The organism is Burkholderia sp. AU30280 (assembly GCF_020420125.1).
Lineage (GTDB): Bacteria > Pseudomonadota > Gammaproteobacteria > Burkholderiales > Burkholderiaceae > Burkholderia.
Genome location: NZ_JAIZRY010000031.1, coordinates 1 through 15,155, shown reverse-complemented (window position 1 = coordinate 15,155; position 15,155 = coordinate 1). Strand labels below are relative to the sequence as shown.

The 15,155-nt window shown below is 58.8% G+C and carries 9 protein-coding genes and 4 pseudogenes; 2 read left to right on the top strand and 11 right to left on the bottom strand.

Annotation, left to right across the window (positions count from 1 at the left end):
• Window positions 1–784, top strand: a pseudogene (locus LGN17_RS36140) (ISNCY family transposase); the annotation flags it as partial.
• A gap of 946 nt (window positions 785–1,730) precedes the next feature.
• Here the strand turns inward: LGN17_RS36140 and LGN17_RS36965 are convergent.
• From LGN17_RS36965 to LGN17_RS36960, 6 genes and pseudogenes are all read right to left on the bottom strand, one after another.
• Entirely contained in the window at window positions 1,731–1,910 is a 180-nt protein-coding gene (locus LGN17_RS36965; RefSeq protein WP_413227072.1) for a DUF746 domain-containing protein, read from the bottom strand.
• A gap of 677 nt (window positions 1,911–2,587) precedes the next feature.
• Window positions 2,588–3,019, bottom strand: coding sequence for an NTF2 fold immunity protein (locus LGN17_RS36130; protein ID WP_226201514.1), 432 nt, complete (start codon window positions 3,017–3,019; stop codon window positions 2,588–2,590).
• A gap of 11 nt (window positions 3,020–3,030) precedes the next feature.
• Window positions 3,031–3,459 (bottom strand): RHS domain-containing protein, encoded by a 429-nt coding sequence (locus LGN17_RS36125; protein ID WP_226201513.1) that lies wholly within the window; start codon window positions 3,457–3,459, stop codon window positions 3,031–3,033.
• Window positions 3,460–4,527: 1,068 nt separating this feature from the next.
• Entirely contained in the window at window positions 4,528–5,001 is a 474-nt protein-coding gene (locus LGN17_RS36120) for a DUF4265 domain-containing protein (RefSeq protein WP_226201512.1), read from the bottom strand.
• A gap of 381 nt (window positions 5,002–5,382) precedes the next feature.
• Window positions 5,383–5,518 (bottom strand): annotated as a pseudogene (locus LGN17_RS36115) (RHS repeat-associated core domain-containing protein); the annotation flags it as partial.
• A gap of 4 nt (window positions 5,519–5,522) precedes the next feature.
• Window positions 5,523–5,774 (bottom strand): annotated as a pseudogene (locus LGN17_RS36960) (hypothetical protein); the annotation flags it as partial.
• A 91-nt stretch (window positions 5,775–5,865) separates the two neighbouring features.
• Here LGN17_RS36960 and LGN17_RS36110 point away from each other — a divergent pair.
• Window positions 5,866–7,086: an ISL3 family transposase gene (locus tag LGN17_RS36110; RefSeq protein WP_226201511.1), complete on the top strand. Its 1,221-nt coding sequence runs from the start codon at window positions 5,866–5,868 to the stop codon at window positions 7,084–7,086.
• Window positions 7,087–7,234: 148 nt separating this feature from the next.
• Here the strand turns inward: LGN17_RS36110 and LGN17_RS36105 are convergent.
• The 5 genes and pseudogenes from LGN17_RS36105 to LGN17_RS36085 all read right to left on the bottom strand — a co-directional run.
• A pseudogene (locus LGN17_RS36105) lies at window positions 7,235–7,711 on the bottom strand (RHS repeat-associated core domain-containing protein); the annotation flags it as partial.
• A gap of 143 nt (window positions 7,712–7,854) precedes the next feature.
• Complete coding sequence (locus LGN17_RS36100; protein WP_413227071.1) at window positions 7,855–8,190, bottom strand: tyrosine-type recombinase/integrase; 336 nt, start codon at window positions 8,188–8,190, stop codon at window positions 7,855–7,857.
• A 280-nt stretch (window positions 8,191–8,470) separates the two neighbouring features.
• On the bottom strand, window positions 8,471–8,746 hold the full coding sequence (locus LGN17_RS36095) for an immunity 53 family protein (RefSeq protein WP_226201510.1): 276 nt from the start codon (window positions 8,744–8,746) through the stop codon (window positions 8,471–8,473).
• The gene (locus tag LGN17_RS36090; RefSeq protein ID WP_226201509.1) at window positions 8,743–13,374 is read right to left on the bottom strand and encodes an RHS repeat-associated core domain-containing protein; all 4,632 of its coding nucleotides are present in this window, start codon (window positions 13,372–13,374) and stop codon (window positions 8,743–8,745) included. The genes LGN17_RS36095 and LGN17_RS36090 overlap by 4 nt, the downstream gene beginning before the upstream one ends.
• A 47-nt stretch (window positions 13,375–13,421) precedes the next feature.
• Window positions 13,422–15,155: type VI secretion system Vgr family protein (locus tag LGN17_RS36085; protein WP_226201508.1), on the bottom strand; the 1,734-nt coding region annotated here is incomplete at its 5' end.

Here is a 15,155-nt window from a genome sequence, read left to right as displayed (position 1 = left end):
CGAGCTGAACATCGACACATTCTGTGCGAGCAGCAGTTCGGCCAAGGGACGCGTGGAGCGAGCGCACCTGACGTTGCAGGATCGATTGGTCAAGGAGATGCGATTGCGCGGGATCAATACGGTGGCCAACGCGAACGCTTATGCGCCCTCCTTCATGGCCGCCTACAACGCGCGCTTCGCGAAGCCGCCGAAGAGCGACTTCAATGCGCATCGGCCGCTGCGGGCCGACGAGAGTCTGGACTTGGTGCTGACGTGGCGCGAGCCGCGGAAAGTGACGAAGTCGCTCACGGTGCAGTACGACCGGGTGATGTACTTGCTGGAAGACACGCCGGCCAACCGGAAACTGATCGACCGTCAGATCGAGGTCTGGGAGTACCCGGATGGGCGGATCGAGATCCGGGCTGACGATCGTGTGTTGCGCTGCCGGCAGTACGATCGCCTGGCTGAAATCGATCAAGGTGCCGTCGTCGAGCACAAGCGCTTGAGTCATGTGCTGCAGGTCGCGCAAGCCCTTCAGGCGCAACGCGATAACAGTCGAATCGGAAAAGCTCCGTCTCGAACACATCGAGGCGACTCGACGCGAACCAATCGAAACGAGGCTGAACCGAGCAAGAAGAAGCAACGCGAGATCACGCAGGCCGACGTCGAGCATGTGATCGTGGATCTGGCGCAGCGTCGGCGAACCGCAAAGCCGGCAAATAAACCTAGCCGTCGGTCTGCAAAGGCGGGGGAGACAACCGTGAGCGCCCTGCCCGTTCAAGCGCCGACCTTCGACACTGCGTAACGATCAAAACGAGGAAACAGAAGTAGCAAAACCAACCTTAAAACCGGACATTTTTAAATAGCTGGAAGGTGGACATCTGAATCCGGGTATGACATTGGTGTAGGAGCAAAGTAGTAATCTATGGCCAGTCCGAATTTTGCAACCCCTGGTTCTGATGTCTTTGGCTTGCGCAAATCTATCCGGAATCTGAGGTAGAGCCTCGTTCCACGATGAAAACCGCACCGGTCGATCCTCAAAATGTCGGCAGCTGCTGGGAGCTGTACAACTTGTCAGGTTCTTCGTCCGGTCGCTGTGCCGTTAGATCATCAGAGAGTGCTCCGGAGTAAAAATATGTGGTTTTGGCCGGTTTACATCCCAACCGCATAGTTTTTCGACCCCTACACCCCAACCGCATACTTTTTTTACCGTCGAAAAATCCTACATCCCAACCGCACACATTTCCAGAGGTGCCGCTGCCGGCCGTCGAGAAGCTTCCGCGATGAGATGGGTCTGCAAGACTACGGTGCGCCGATGCACCGGCTTCCAAGTCCACGTCATCCTGGAAAGTCAATGGGAGTCGACCCCATCAAAAGATCGTTAGTTTAGTTACGTCAACTTTAATTCGTAGTCCTATTTACAAATACAAAAACCGAGAATTCGATGAGCCTCCATCGCCGCTACACTGGCGCGTGATCGCCGTCGTCATCCCACATGTCAATCTGACGCAGATCGATGTTCGGTTTGTCAGAAGGAGCCTGCTCCGCGCAGTTGCTCGGCGATACACCGGCAGCCCGAGGTACGCAGGCGCGAAGATATCGGCCGAGAAAATGACGTCGGGCGAAATCCGAACGTAACGATGATCAGTCAAATCGCTCCCTCGAACCAAGTAAGATTTCGGCCAGGGGACTCCGATCCCAAGCACTCGAGCGCCAGATCGACGACGTCCGTACGCGTCATCGTGTTTCGGTCAAATTTTGGACTTCCGCGGCTGAGGTGGCACTCCTAGCCGCACGCGAGCTTCCATCTCTCCGCTTGGATCAAGCCGTATCAGCCATTGCCGCCACACTCGAACCCACCGCCTAACCACCTTATGTCCAACGTCGAGTTCGTGTGCTGCCGCATCAAAGCCCTCGCGCCATCCCAGCATGGTGACGAAGCGCCGCGCATGTGCGCGTGCCCGCGGAGGCAGCAACGGTGTATTCGACACGCGCGTGAAGTATGCAAGGCAGGACTGGCAACGGAAACCAGGGGGGGGCCGCTGGGCCGCCGGTATGGATGGTAACTGGTACGGTCGCCACCGCACCACGGACACGGGACCAGAGTTTGGTCCAAACTCAGCGCCTTGTCGATTTGCATGAACAAAAAGGCCGAAAGTACGACGTCTTCACAACGTTGCACGGGTCCACGTGGCAGGCGCCTCGTTGGTAGAAGAACATCGTCCAATTTGCGCAATGATCGGGTAGCGACGTTCTGCACCGCGCCGTCCACGCGGGCCGCACGTTGAACTGGCGGCATGGCCATGTCCGGATGGTGTTTTCGCCGCCGGCGCACAGCCGGCACGTCAGATATGGAGAACCCACTGACTGTCAGATCGAAATGCCGCGCGGGCGTCTCGGCGTCGAGCGGTCCGTCCGTATCGTCACCGCAAACATCAATCATCTGGGATGTCCAAACATTTGTTTCGAATGCCGCAAAAAATATGATCAGAATAGTAGTCAGCAAGCACGTATGTGCCGATGGGTCGACTTGCCCGTCGCGAAACGTCGCCGGCCTTATCGCCCGCGCGAGCAGCGTAAAGCTGCCCGACTTGTACACGCGGTGCCGTCAGATGGAATCCTGCTTGGCCCATTTTCCAGTACTGTCGCGCCAAGCGTAAACGACATCAATCTTCGGCTCATCGCCTTCTATGACGAGAGCATAGCGACGACGTGGAGCGAGGTGCCCTCTCTCCCTAAACGTCTCTATGTAAGTCGTTTTCCCCGTGCGACTTTCTGTATCCGCCAATATCCGCTGCGCGAATTCCGGTGGACGTCCCGTATCCAACAAGTCCAGTCGAGATTGCGCCCTTGTAGCAAGCGCTTTGGCGCTGAGATGCTCACCAAAAATTAGCCGCAGTTTTTCCCTGGCATTCTGGCTGATTCGCTCAGCTAAGGACGGGTCATTCGTACCCTTCTGCGCTCGCCTTTGCTCATTCAGTGAAATTTCCCATTGCAGCATATCTGCAACAAAAGCTGTCAATCGTTCAGTAGGTGTCATTTCGTCTCCAATCATGGGCACTTACAGGGGCAAGGATTTGCAAACGTCCGCGATTCTGTAACGCCGTTAGTCCTGACCTGATAGAGAATAGAGTCCGGTCGTGTTGAACTTGCCCCATACTGCGGCACGACCCGAACGATCACGTTATCGCCGCGCGCTACTTGATCTGCAATCTGACCTTCAAAATCCCTGAACGCCCCCCGATTCGTATCTGGGTCTTGAGGAAAGACTTCCTTGACGCAACGGATCGGGGTGAGCGCTTCGGCAGAGTCGCGCTGTTCCCACCAGTTTTCCTTCCTGCCGCCCCATGCCTTGTAGCGCGCGAGCCACACGACCTTGCCCGAATCGTCCAGCAATTCCTGCGGCGTACCCAGGTTATCGTTCTGATAAAACAGTTGTCGTGTGCCGTGTCTTGGGCGGCACCTGCACGAATCGACCATCGGTACCCGTCGCAAGAAACGCGGCCTCAACCAGCGTCTCGTCCAGTCGCGCCAGCGAAACGAAGCTTTCCGACTCGTGCAGGTAATTTGACACCGCCTGCCATTGATACCGCTCAGGCAGCGTGTGAACACGCTGTGCGACCGGCAGCGAGATTCGTCTTCCGCGTCCTCTCGCACAATCGTCGCCGGCTCGTAAACGCGCGAAGGGCCGCCTCAGCGGCCCCTGCGTTTCATACCGCTCTAAAATATTGTGAGGGAGGCACTCCTTCTTCGTCCTCGCCATCCTCACAGTCTTTAATCAAGCAATCGTATCTATCCAAAAATGACCGAATGAATTTTGATAGGAATGGCGTTTTTACTTCGAAATCAAACTCAATAAACCGAGCTTCATTCGTCAAAAAATTCATTGAATTCGACGACTGATCAAGCACCCTCACTACGGATGATCGAACAATCTCAACGTGCGGACTTCCCAATACGTCATCAAACATCGCGTTTTGCGATGCATTGTCATTAAATAGAATATGTACACAGTGTCCCATTTCTATTGCCCAATCCCGTTTGGTCTACCTCGAACAGTGGAGTAGTCTGCCGGATTCGATATTCCAATGTGAGTTTCGTCCTTGTCAGCACTGGCAAACCCTCTATCGTTCAACTGATCTCCACAAGGATTTTCCTTGTGAACGTGAGCATTCAGGCCAGACTTTTTTTGAGGTCCCCGTTCCTGTCAAGAATACTTTGATCGCCGTATTTGTGAATACGAACCTCAGAGCCGTCAGCATGATTCCAAGTTGCGTTCTTCCCGTTGTCTTTCGTCTGCGTGAACCCGTCGTTCGTCAGAGTCTTCTCGATCTGAGCGACACCCATTCCCTTCAACCGACCCAGAGTACTCGCTGCTGACTTGCAAGCCAACCCAAGCGGATCAATCCACGCCGTCGGGTTCGGCGCGTACTGGTAGACGCTCAGCCCACTTTGCAGCCCGATCGAACCCTTCGAGATGAATCACCCGCTACTTTCATCGTAGTAGCGGGCCTGGTGCCACCACGCCCCTTTCGATCACCGTAATGCTCAACTCGATTCGCTGCCGACCCACCAATTCAGTGGCGTGATTCCATCGTCACCGTAAACATTCCCGTAGTACCAAGAGATGTTGCCGAACCGACTCGATAACTCGTTAAAGAAACGCTCGATGGCACTGAACCCAGCGCTGACAGGAATTGAAAAGCACATATTTTTATCTGTCTCGCCGTCGACGCTTCCTGGCAACGCCAAATGAAACGCACTTTCGATTTGCTTTCGCTCATCGGACGATAAATCACTTTCTGCATAGACCTGTACACATAGATTCCCTCCACGGCGAACAATTTCTACCGGAACTGCCGAAGAAGAAATACGAATGACGTCGCCCTTTGCGATGTGGAGTGCTAAGCCCGGCGATGCGAGAAGTTCATACGTGTCATCGCTGATTTTGCGAGCCGGGAGTTCTTCACGCACCACCCCCCCGTTCGCTGCCTTTCCTGCAAATACCTCTATCACGTCCATGATCTCTACCGTCCGTAGGGAGCTCCGCAACTGCCTCGCTCTGCACACGACATACCTAACGAAGGTGCGCCTCGATTGCCCGCACTGAGATTACAAGCAGCTCCCTCAAGAGCCGTATTTTCTGGTGATAGATTCCCCCCCCCTTTGATACCGGTACGTTCCTATGACCAACATGCATGTCTGCCGGATTTGTTGACGTGTGTCCGCATCTCCAGCAGCGGAATACTCCGTTTTCCTTCTTGATAGCCTCGTCAATAAGTCGTTGCAGGCAGTCGGAGATTCCAACTCGGGAACCGCCAGTTGGTCCACCGACACTGGCTGCTATGTCCGCAGGCGTCGCACCCGCGCCGTCACCGAGAGCAACAGGCGAAGGTGGTAATGATGCTAACCCGAGCGGATCGACCCATTGTACGGGGTTGCTCGTGTATTGATAGACGTTGATGCCGCCGGCGAGCCCGATCGGGTCTTTCGAGATGAACCGTCCGCTACTCGGATCATAGTACCGATGCCGGTTATAGAGCCTACATGACTAATCTCCAGATCTTCCTCTGCGTATCCATCAGCTCCATCTGTCCCATAATTTTGAGATTATTGATCTCGGCTTCGCATTCTCCATAGAGGTTCACGTCATCGTTGATATTTTTGTATATCGAATAAATATATTCACTTATTCGGTGAGCATCCGCTATTCTTTTGTCAAGAATCCGATTATGCACATCGACAACAACTCCATCATCACATTCAAATTTTACTCCCAAACCATGTCTAGTGCAGGTCCAATTTTTGGTTCATCGTGGAAAACCGTGGAGGTTTTCGAGGCAATTGGTAATCTGATGCCGCTAGAAACGGGCGTTGGAGGCCAAATTGCTGGATCGCAAAGCACTGCAGGCACTGGGTTGCTGGACGGGTTATCGGTTAGAGCGTGTGGAATGGCCGGAAGGCGAAGGCCGCACGCTATCGCTGTATCTGAAGCCGGTCAGCAAGGTCATGTACTGCGAGCAATGCGGTGCACGCTGCCAGCAGATCCACGAGACGACGGTTCGCCGAGTGCGTGATCTGCCGCTGTTCGAATACCGGGTGGTGTTGCATGTGCCTCGTCGCCGGGTCTGGTGCGAACACTGCGGTGGCCCGCGACTGGAGAAGCTTGCATGGCTGGGCCGCTACCAGCGAGTGACGGAGCGCTTCGCCAAGGCGTGCGAGAAGCTGCTGCAGGCCGCCAGCGTGCAGGCTGTGGCGGCCTTCTACGACCTGGGCTGGCACACGGTCAAATCGATCGACAAGATGCGCCTGCGGGCGCGCGTGGCCGAGCCGGACTGGTCGACGATCCGCTATCTGGCGATGGACGAGTTTGCGCTGCATAAAGGCCACCGCTACGCCACGGTGGTAGTCGATCCGATCGGCCGACAAGTGCTCTGGGTGGGACCTGGACGCTCGCGCGAAACGGCTCGAACCTTCTTCGAACAGTTGCCCGAAGGCGTTGCCGAGCGCATCGAAGCGGTCGCCATCGACATGACCACGGCCTATGAGCTGGAGATCAAGGAGCATTGCCCGCAAGCGGAAATCGTCTTTGACCTGTACCACGTCGTGGCCAAGTACGGCCGCGAAGTGATCGACCGGGTACGTGTGGATCAGGCCAATCAACTCCGGCATGACAAGCCGGCCCGGAAGGTTCTGAAGTCCAGCCGCTGGCTGTTACTGCGCAACCGGCACAATCTGAAGCCAGAACAGGCGGTGCAGTTGAGGGAGTTGCTGGCCGTCAATCAGTCGCTGTTATGCGTCTACGTGCTACGCGACGAGCTCAAACGGCTCTGGTTCTACCGAAAGCCAGCCTGGGCGGACAAGGCTTGGGGGCAATGGTTTGAACAGGCCCAGCAAAGCGGGATTGCCGCCCTGCAAAAGTTCGCCGAGCGCTTGCAGGGCTACTGGCACGGAATCGTGACCCGCTGCCGCCATCCGCTCAATACCAGCGTTGTCGAAGGCATCAACAACACCATCAAGGTCATTAAGCGTCGGGCTTACGGGTACCGCGACGAGGAGTACTTCTTCCTCAAGATCCGCGCCGCGTTCCCCGGAATTCCCCGTTGAACCCAATTTTTACCTAGGACACGTATATAACCCTGGCGAGGAAAATCGGTCAGATACTTCCAATCCTGAACTGCAGAATTGCATCTAAAAAATTCGTCGGATTGCAAGAAAACATATTCCCTTACCGTCGCCATAAATTCATCGGGAGCTAGTAGTGGCATCGGTTCATCCTTTCTGCCTTCGCAATGGCCGCGTCATCTTGAAGCTGAGCCGCTTCCTCCGGCGACACTGCTGTGACATTGACAGGAACTTCTGAGACGCCTGCCTTCATTGCAGTCTCTGCACGATGATGACCATCAATAATTACAAGATTTCCGTCGCCGACATCAGCCGCCTCGATAGGCGGAAACTCTCCGTAACCTCCTTGATTTCGCATCGCAGACGCATATCGCTTTACTTTATTCCCGGTCATTTCACTCGGACCTTGACGCGATTGCAAGCGCCGCGGACTAATCATCGTCGGGCAATTGCACGGACACCGGGTCAAGCCCAATGGATCAATCCAGCCTGTCGGATTCGGCGCGTACTGATAGACGTTGACCCCACCGGCCAGCCCGATCGGGTCCTTCGAGACGAACCGCCCGCTACTCGGATCATAGTAGCGGTGCCGGTTATAAACAGACCCTTAGACGCACTTTCCCTCTTATACAGCCCGCAATCCCTTACCCAGTAAGGCTTTGCGTCATCCTACCCCAAGTCGGGGCGCATTTTTCCCCTAGACGCGGTTTTTTGCAGTTGTTGATACTGCGGCTCGATTCGATACAACCATCAAGGGGCTGCGTCGTCGTCCTCGTCGGCCAACACGGTCAGCAACGCCGCCACATCCTGCCCCAGCCTCGCCGGATGCGTGGCCGCGTGCACTTGCTTGAGCTTGCCGATCGCCACCTGCGTATAGATCTGCGTGCTATTCAGGTCCGCGTGGCTCAGCAGCGCCTGGATGAACCGTACGTCCGCTCCGTTCTCCAGCATGTGCGTCGCGCACGCGTGGCGCAGCGCAACGTCGCAATTCAGCAATTGTCGGCGTCGACCTCGGCCGACACGAACGACGAACATCGCGTCATTGCCGATACCTGGCTGCAACACGCGATCGCCGGAATTCAGCAAATGCACCTCCACGACGACGCGCGCCGCGAGGTGGCAAGGGGGCTTTTCTAGCCGCCCCCATCCTGACGGCCGCCGCTGCGTTTCTCACCGATCTGGGGAGAAACGAGTAAGTGCACGTTGACCGATTTTGGCGGCTGGGGCAAACCAAGGTTCAACGTTGAACCATTTCGATCCAGTGCAGGATAGGCCGGCGGGCCCAATTTACCGAGCCGCAGCCGATCACCGCGCCATCCAACTGCATTGAATGAATGAAGTGTCGCTTCAGCGGCCCTTCATTTTTTCAGTTCAGCCAGTCAACGGCAAGTGCCAGTATCTCCTGCAAATTGCGCGGCCCGCCATATGCCATGAACTGGATTTCGGTCGCCGTCACTCTTACCCAATCATCGTCCGCGCGTTCAGTCTTAATGTCCAGCGGCTTTTTGGCCGATGCGCCCGTTATCCTGACCTTCCATCCCGGGTTGTCGATATTGGCAATCTCAATGCCAAACGAATGCTCCCATACATCGTCACACTGAGATGCGTACCAAATCTGCAATTGGTCGATTAAATCCTTCATTTGCACAATCCTTTCCGTCTTGCCAACTCTCTCGCGACACGGACGTCTTGCTTCGTGGCCGCCCTCACAATCTCCGTCTTCTTCGACGTCGTTATTTGACCGTTCGGCCCGATGTTGATAGTTCGAGTCTGTACATGAGGAGTAGGAATATCGGTATCCGTCGCCTTGTCGAAGTGCGACGCTCCTTGTAGATCAATATGGCCTTGCGTCGTCGGCGTGGAAAAGGTCACCGAGTTCTGATTTATCTGGCCCGAAAGTTCTTGCGCCATCTCGGTAGCATCCTTCGGTCCCTGAGGCGCAACATCGTTGCAGCTCGGCAAGCATTTCGGACACTTTTTCGAAAGTCCCAGCGGGTCGACCCAGCCCACCGGGTTAGGCGCGTATTGATAGACATTGATCCCGCCATGCAGGCCGATGGGGTCTTTCGAGATGAAGCGCCCCGTCAACGGATCATAGTACCTGTGCCGGTTATAGTGAAGACCCGTCTCGGAATCAAAATACTGGCCGGCAAAGCGCAGCGGGTTGCTGATTCCTGCCTTGCGTGCTGCTTCGCTGATAACCTCCCTTGCCTCGCCCCACGCCTTGTAGCTCGCGGACCAGGCGACCTCTCCCGCCTCGTCACTGACCTCCTGTGGCGTGCCGATTTGATCGCAGTGATAGTAAGCGATGCACGCAAACGCCGACGCGGCGACATCGCCGTCGTCCAACATCGCCGGCCCCGTGGCCAGCGCAAGCGGCGTGAAGCTGCCCGGCTCATACACGTAGTGCGTCGTCTCCCGTCGCTCCCACGCTGTCTCATAGGCCAGAGTGTCACCGTCCCAACCGTACAACGTGAAGCCGTAGCCACGCTCCTGCTTCAGACGTTGACGTTCCGCATCCCGCCAGCCACTACCGGCGCCCGCGAGATAGGGCACCTGAGGCTCCGTCAGCTTCGCGATCCGGCGGCCGAGCGCGTCGTACGTGTACGTCGCGTGCATGTGCCGGTCGCGTGCCGTTATCATTCGGCCGAGACTATTCCACCCGAAGGTCGTGCGTTCGCCGTTATGCGTGCGCTCGTTCAGATTGCCCTGCTGGTCGTAGGTGAAGTGTGTGCCCGCAAAGTCCTTCAGCAGATTGTCCAGCAGCGGTGCAGACCTAGCCCCTCCCAACACGCCGATGCCGTGTTCGTCGCGCTCCTTCGCCTCGGCGATGTTGCTCGCCGGGTCGAACGAGAACGTCTCGACCCCTAGCGACGACTGCGCGCGCGTCAGTCGACCGATCGGGTCGTACGCGTACTGGATCTCGCCGCGACGCAGGTCCGTGATTTGGGTCAGTTGGCCCGCCGCGTCGTACTGGTAGCGACGCTCCATCACCTTGCGGCCCGTGCCTTGCAGCAGCTGCCGCGCGAGTCGCCCTGCCTCGTCGTAATGTGTCGACTGCGTCAGTCCGTTACCGAGTTCGCGCTGCGTCTCACGGTGTGAGTCGTCGCGCTTGAAGTTTGCAACGGCCCGCCCGTCGAGCATGACGCCATGCACGTGACCGGAACCGTAGGTAAGCCAGTCCAACCGATGACCATCCGGCCGAATGGTTGCAACTCGCGCCCCGACTTCGTCGTATTCGTGCCGCCACACGAATTCGTATTCGCTTTCTTCGACCCGCATGAGCATGTGCTCGCGCGCCAGATTTCCCACTGGATCGTAGAAGCGCTGCACGCGCGATTGATCATTGACCGCGAGCGCCAGTCGGCCCAGACCGTCGTACTTGAACGACTCCCTCTCGACAGTCACCTCACCTTGCGGATTCAAGAAGACTTGCCCACGGTCTGTGAATTGCGCCGGCCAGCCCCGTCGGGATTCAATCCGACCCATCGCGTCGTATTCGAACGCTTGCATAACGCCGCCATACAGTCGGTTCGTCACGAGTCCGCTGCCCGCCGCACGGTAATACCGCGTCTCGCGTCCATCGAAATCCGTTTCGCTGGTGAGACGACCCACCTTGTCGTAGCCGAACCGATACTCCCGTCCGTTTTCGTTGCGCAGCGTCGCGATTTGTCCGAGCCGGTTCCAGCCATACTCCACTGAATCGCCGCGGGCGTTAAGTCGCTTAGCCAGCAAACCAGCCGCGGTATAGGTATAACGCGTCGATCGGTTCAGCGCATCCACGTGTTCGAGCAGCCGGCCCTCGGCATCGCGCGCAAAAGTGTCGCGCAAACCCGCTGGCCGCGTTACCCACGCAAGCTGACCGGCCTCGTAGCCGTACCGGGTGATTTCTCCGACCGCGTTCTGCTGCTGAACAAGGCGACCGCGGTCGTCGTATTTCCACGTGGCGGTCTTGCCCGAACAGTCGGTGTAGCTCGCGATCTGTCCGTCGGTCCGCCATGCGATCTTCGTCGTGCCGCCCTTCGGATCAGTGATCGCGACCGGCAGGCCGGCGCGATCGTATTCATACTTCGTTACGCGCCCGAGCGGATCAAGCGCCTCGGTCACGCGGCCCTTGCTGTCGTAGTACCGCTCCCAGCGATGACCTTCGGGATCCTGCAATCCCGTCAAATTGCCGTGCCGGTCGTACACGTAATACGCGATGCGTCCGTCACGCTGCGTGTGCGAAGTCATCTGGCCTGCCTCGTCCCACGTGAACGATTCCTCGGTTCCGTCAGGGAGCACGTGTCGCGTCACGTTTTTGTCCGCGTTACGCATGAACCACTCTTCGGTGTGGTCGGGATAGACGATCCGGTACACATAGCCGTCGATGTCGTAGTACTGCTGGGTCGTATTGCCCAGCGCGTCGGTCACGAAGGTCAAGCGCAGTTGATCGTGCCAGGTCAGACGGGTGTCGAATGTGCCGTCGTCAGCCCATTCGTGAATCGCCTTCGCGTCCAGGTGCGTCCCGTCCCACTCCAAATTCATCCCACGTCCAGTGCGGTCGCTGTAACGCGTCACGAGGTGATGCGCGTACGCGTAACTCCACGACGCCGCATTCTCGTCGTTTGCCTCCACCAGATCGCCTGCCTCGTCATAGCGATAGCGCGCAAGCGTTCGGATTGCCGCCCCGGTCTTGTCGACCAACGCGACGCGCATGATGCGGCCGACGTTGTCGTGCGTCACCGCCGCGACGATGTCTGCCACCTCGATCCGTGCAAGCAAGCCTTCCACCCACGCCAGCGTCACTGCATTGCCCGAGCGGTCCTCGATCTTCGAGAGCACGAAACGCGTTCCGTGCCGCTCGTAAGTCTCCGTTAGGGTTTCGCCGCGCACGAGCCGAATGCGATCGTCCGATTCACGCGTGAGCGTGCAAGATTCGATTGGATCGCGATGCGGTTGGCCCAATTGCAGCGCCGGATAAGTGAGACTTCTTCCGGACGCGTCGTGAAACACGAACCCGTCGCCCTTCGCCTCGAATGCGACGTGATACGGCGTCGTCCATCGCGGTCCAAGCGGCCCCTGCTCGTCATGCGCGTCGAAGTTCGAGCGATACGTCCGCGCCCATTCAACCGGAACGACCCCAGGCAATACAAAATCCGTATGCGTGAACGACTCGTCTCCCAGCCCCAGCCCGATCGAGCCGCCCACACGCGCCGGCGGCTGGTTCCCGCAAAGACAACCGGGCCCAGGCTTCTGGACCTTGGCCTCCTTGCCGACATTGGTAACTTGTTCGCCCCCTTCCTTACGCTTCGCCTGGTTTCTCTTGTTGCTGTCGACCGTCGCGGCGAGATGATGCTTCTTGTCTTCGTACACCTGAATCGCGCGAATCAGGATGTTCAGCATGTACATCACCGTACCGACATCGTCGCTGGACAGGCTCTGGATCCGCTTCTTGACGTCCGGGATGCTGGCTCGAATATCGGCCGCTAGATGCCGGACAGTCGATCGAGCCTCATCCGGAGTCAGCGAAACGACGATATTCACTTCTGCTTTCGCGCCCGCCTTGTATACCTCCCATACGGCGCCGAACAGGTCTCCGAGCGTTTTGGTCGGGTCGTGGATCAGCGAACTCGCTGAAACGCGCGATGCTTTCTGGCGTGCCGCCGCGAGATTCGCATTCGGATCGGTCAAGCGCCCAGAGGCAAGTGCATCCAGTCCGTCGGCCAGCTGATGCAGGCACTTCTCGGCCTCGCTCCCCGCTTCCTTCAGTAGCTCGGTCAGCCTTGCCTTTGCCCGCTCGACAAACGGCTTCAATTCACCCATCAGGTTGGCCGTGAAATGCCCAGCGATCACGGCGACCGACGCGGTGGCGAGATCCTTTGCGCCGGCCTTGACGGCCTGGCGCACCAAACCGAGCGTCGGGCGCAACGACATGCGAGCCGCCGCTGTCCCGGGTGGAATCGGCAGCACCCCGATCAGATTGATCGCCAGGTTCGCCCAATCGAGCACCCGGTCGATCTTCTCGGCTTCGGACCGGGGCTGAACGTTCCGATGCTCGATCAGCTTCGAGACATCGCCGCACACGTCGACGGCAGCAATGATGTTGCCCAAAACGGGCATCGCGGCCGACACCTCCTTGATGCGCTCTAGCGTCACATAGCCGCCGCTCGCCGTTCGCAGCCAGTTGTCGAAATGCGATGCCCCGGCCTCGAGGTCGGCGATGTGAACCTGATTGAGCGGCACGATCGCCGCGTCGACGGACGGAAGGGACTGCTGTTTGTCAGCCATGTACTTGTTCAGACTGTGGAATGGATAGAGGGACTGGCCGATTCGTGTCAGGCGGCACCTGCCGGCTGCCACCCGGACTGTTTCAGGTAGCTACTCATGACCCAGGAATCGTGCGGGTCGTGCCCGTATTGCACGTTGACCGCGCCGGGCGCCAACCCGCTCACAATCGCGCGGCCGGATGCATCGAGCGTTCCCTTGTGCACCGCGCCGAGGCTATCTGTCACAGCGATGGTGTTCTTGTCGACCGGCGCATCCGTTACGTAGTGGCGCAGTACTTCCAGTTGGCCGGGTCCGGACTTGGGGAACGGCGGAAATCCCCCACCTTGTCCTTGCGGCCCGTCCGTCTGGTGGCTACCCGCGTGAATCGTATGCTCGCCCGCGGTGTGCACCGTGTAGCCCTGGTCGCTGATGCGGACCTCGGTGCTACCCGCGTGCAGCACGATCTCCTTGGCCGCGTGGAACTCGATGCTGTCCGCAGTGCTCATCATGCCAACCGACTGCTTCGCCTTCATGTCGATGCCGTCGGTCTGCGCCTCGATGTGCACCTTGCCCGCGGCCGCTATCAACTTCATCCCCGCCTTGTGCACGAACAATGAGAACGCGTTCGACACGCTCGCGAACAGCGAATGCCCCACCGCGAACCCCACATGCCGCCCGCTCGTCACCGCGACATCCTCGTTGCTCGCCACGTGCAAGTTGCGCTCGGCCGCCACGCTCACGCCCGCCGCACTCGCCAGCACCAGATCCGCTTCCTTCAGCTCCGGGAAGTCGTTCTCGCCCGCCGGCGCATCGCCCCGGATCGCGTCGTTGCGCGCCTTGATCGCCTTCGCCACCTCGCTCTGGTCCGCGTCCCGCTGCTGCGCCTCGTGCTGTTGCGCCAGCCCCGACAGGCTCTCCTGCAGCTCTCGCGCCCGCGTCAGCCGGCCCACCGCCGCCTTCGCTTCCTTCGCCTGGCCCGCACCGTTCGGCTGGCCGTCGGTCGACACGAACAGCCCCCGCAGCGCGCGCACCACGCCCCAGTCGTCGGTGCGCAGGTCGAAGCCCTTGCCGCGCGCATCCGCCCGCCCCGTCTTCTTCACGATCCGACGGATATTCCCCAGCGCCAGCAGCGAGCTACCCGCGTCGCTCGCGATCTGCGTCTGGATCTGCCCCTGCGTATCGTCGATCGCCACGTGGCCGGACGCCGTGCCCTGGAACTCCCGGCCCCGCAGCACCGCCACCGCCTGGTTCGCCGGCAGTTCCAGCGTCGGCTGACGGAACTCGTTCACCGGACTGCCCGTAATCACCGGCAGGTCCGGATCGCCGTAGTAGTGCATCACCGCCACTTCGTGGCCGATGCGCGGCAGGAACGTCGCACCCATGTCCGCGCCCTGCCATGGCGACACCACCCGCAACCAGATCCCGGAATGCTCATCGAGCTTGCCCTGACGGTCCCAGCCGAACTGCACCTTCACGCGGCCATATTTGTCGGTCCAGACTTCTTGCCCGGCCGGGCCCACCACGATCGCCTTCTCGGGGCCGCTCAGCACCGGCTTCGCCACGCTGCGCTCGAGCCGGAACGGCTCGTTCGCCGGCAGCAGCTCGAACTGCGCTTCACATCGGTATGTCTGTCCGGCACCGGCACGGTCCGCGACCTCCTCGATGTCGAGCGCGCACGACAGCACCACGTATTCGCGGTTCGCCGCCTGCTGCGGGTAGCCCGTCAGCGCAAACGTGCGGCCCACCGTCAGCCCGCGCAGGTTGCCGCGGCCGGTCGCGCGCAGGCCCGCGCAGCGGCGCGC

Bases quoted from the DNA above. Each gene is read 5' to 3' on its own strand.
- LGN17_RS36965 (WP_413227072.1), bottom strand. From the start codon at position 1,910: ATGCTGGGATGGCGCGAGGGCTTTGATGCGGCAGCACACGAACTCGAC.
- LGN17_RS36090 (WP_226201509.1), bottom strand. From the start codon at position 13,374: ATGGCTGACAAACAGCAGTCCCTTCCGTCCGTCGACGCGGCGATCGTG.
- LGN17_RS36120 (WP_226201512.1), bottom strand. From the start codon at position 5,001: ATGGACGTGATAGAGGTATTTGCAGGAAAGGCAGCGAACGGGGGGGTG.
- LGN17_RS36125 (WP_226201513.1), bottom strand. From the start codon at position 3,459: ATGGTCGATTCGTGCAGGTGCCGCCCAAGACACGGCACACGACAACTG.
- LGN17_RS36130 (WP_226201514.1), bottom strand. From the start codon at position 3,019: ATGACACCTACTGAACGATTGACAGCTTTTGTTGCAGATATGCTGCAA.
- LGN17_RS36095 (WP_226201510.1), bottom strand. From the start codon at position 8,746: ATGAAGGATTTAATCGACCAATTGCAGATTTGGTACGCATCTCAGTGT.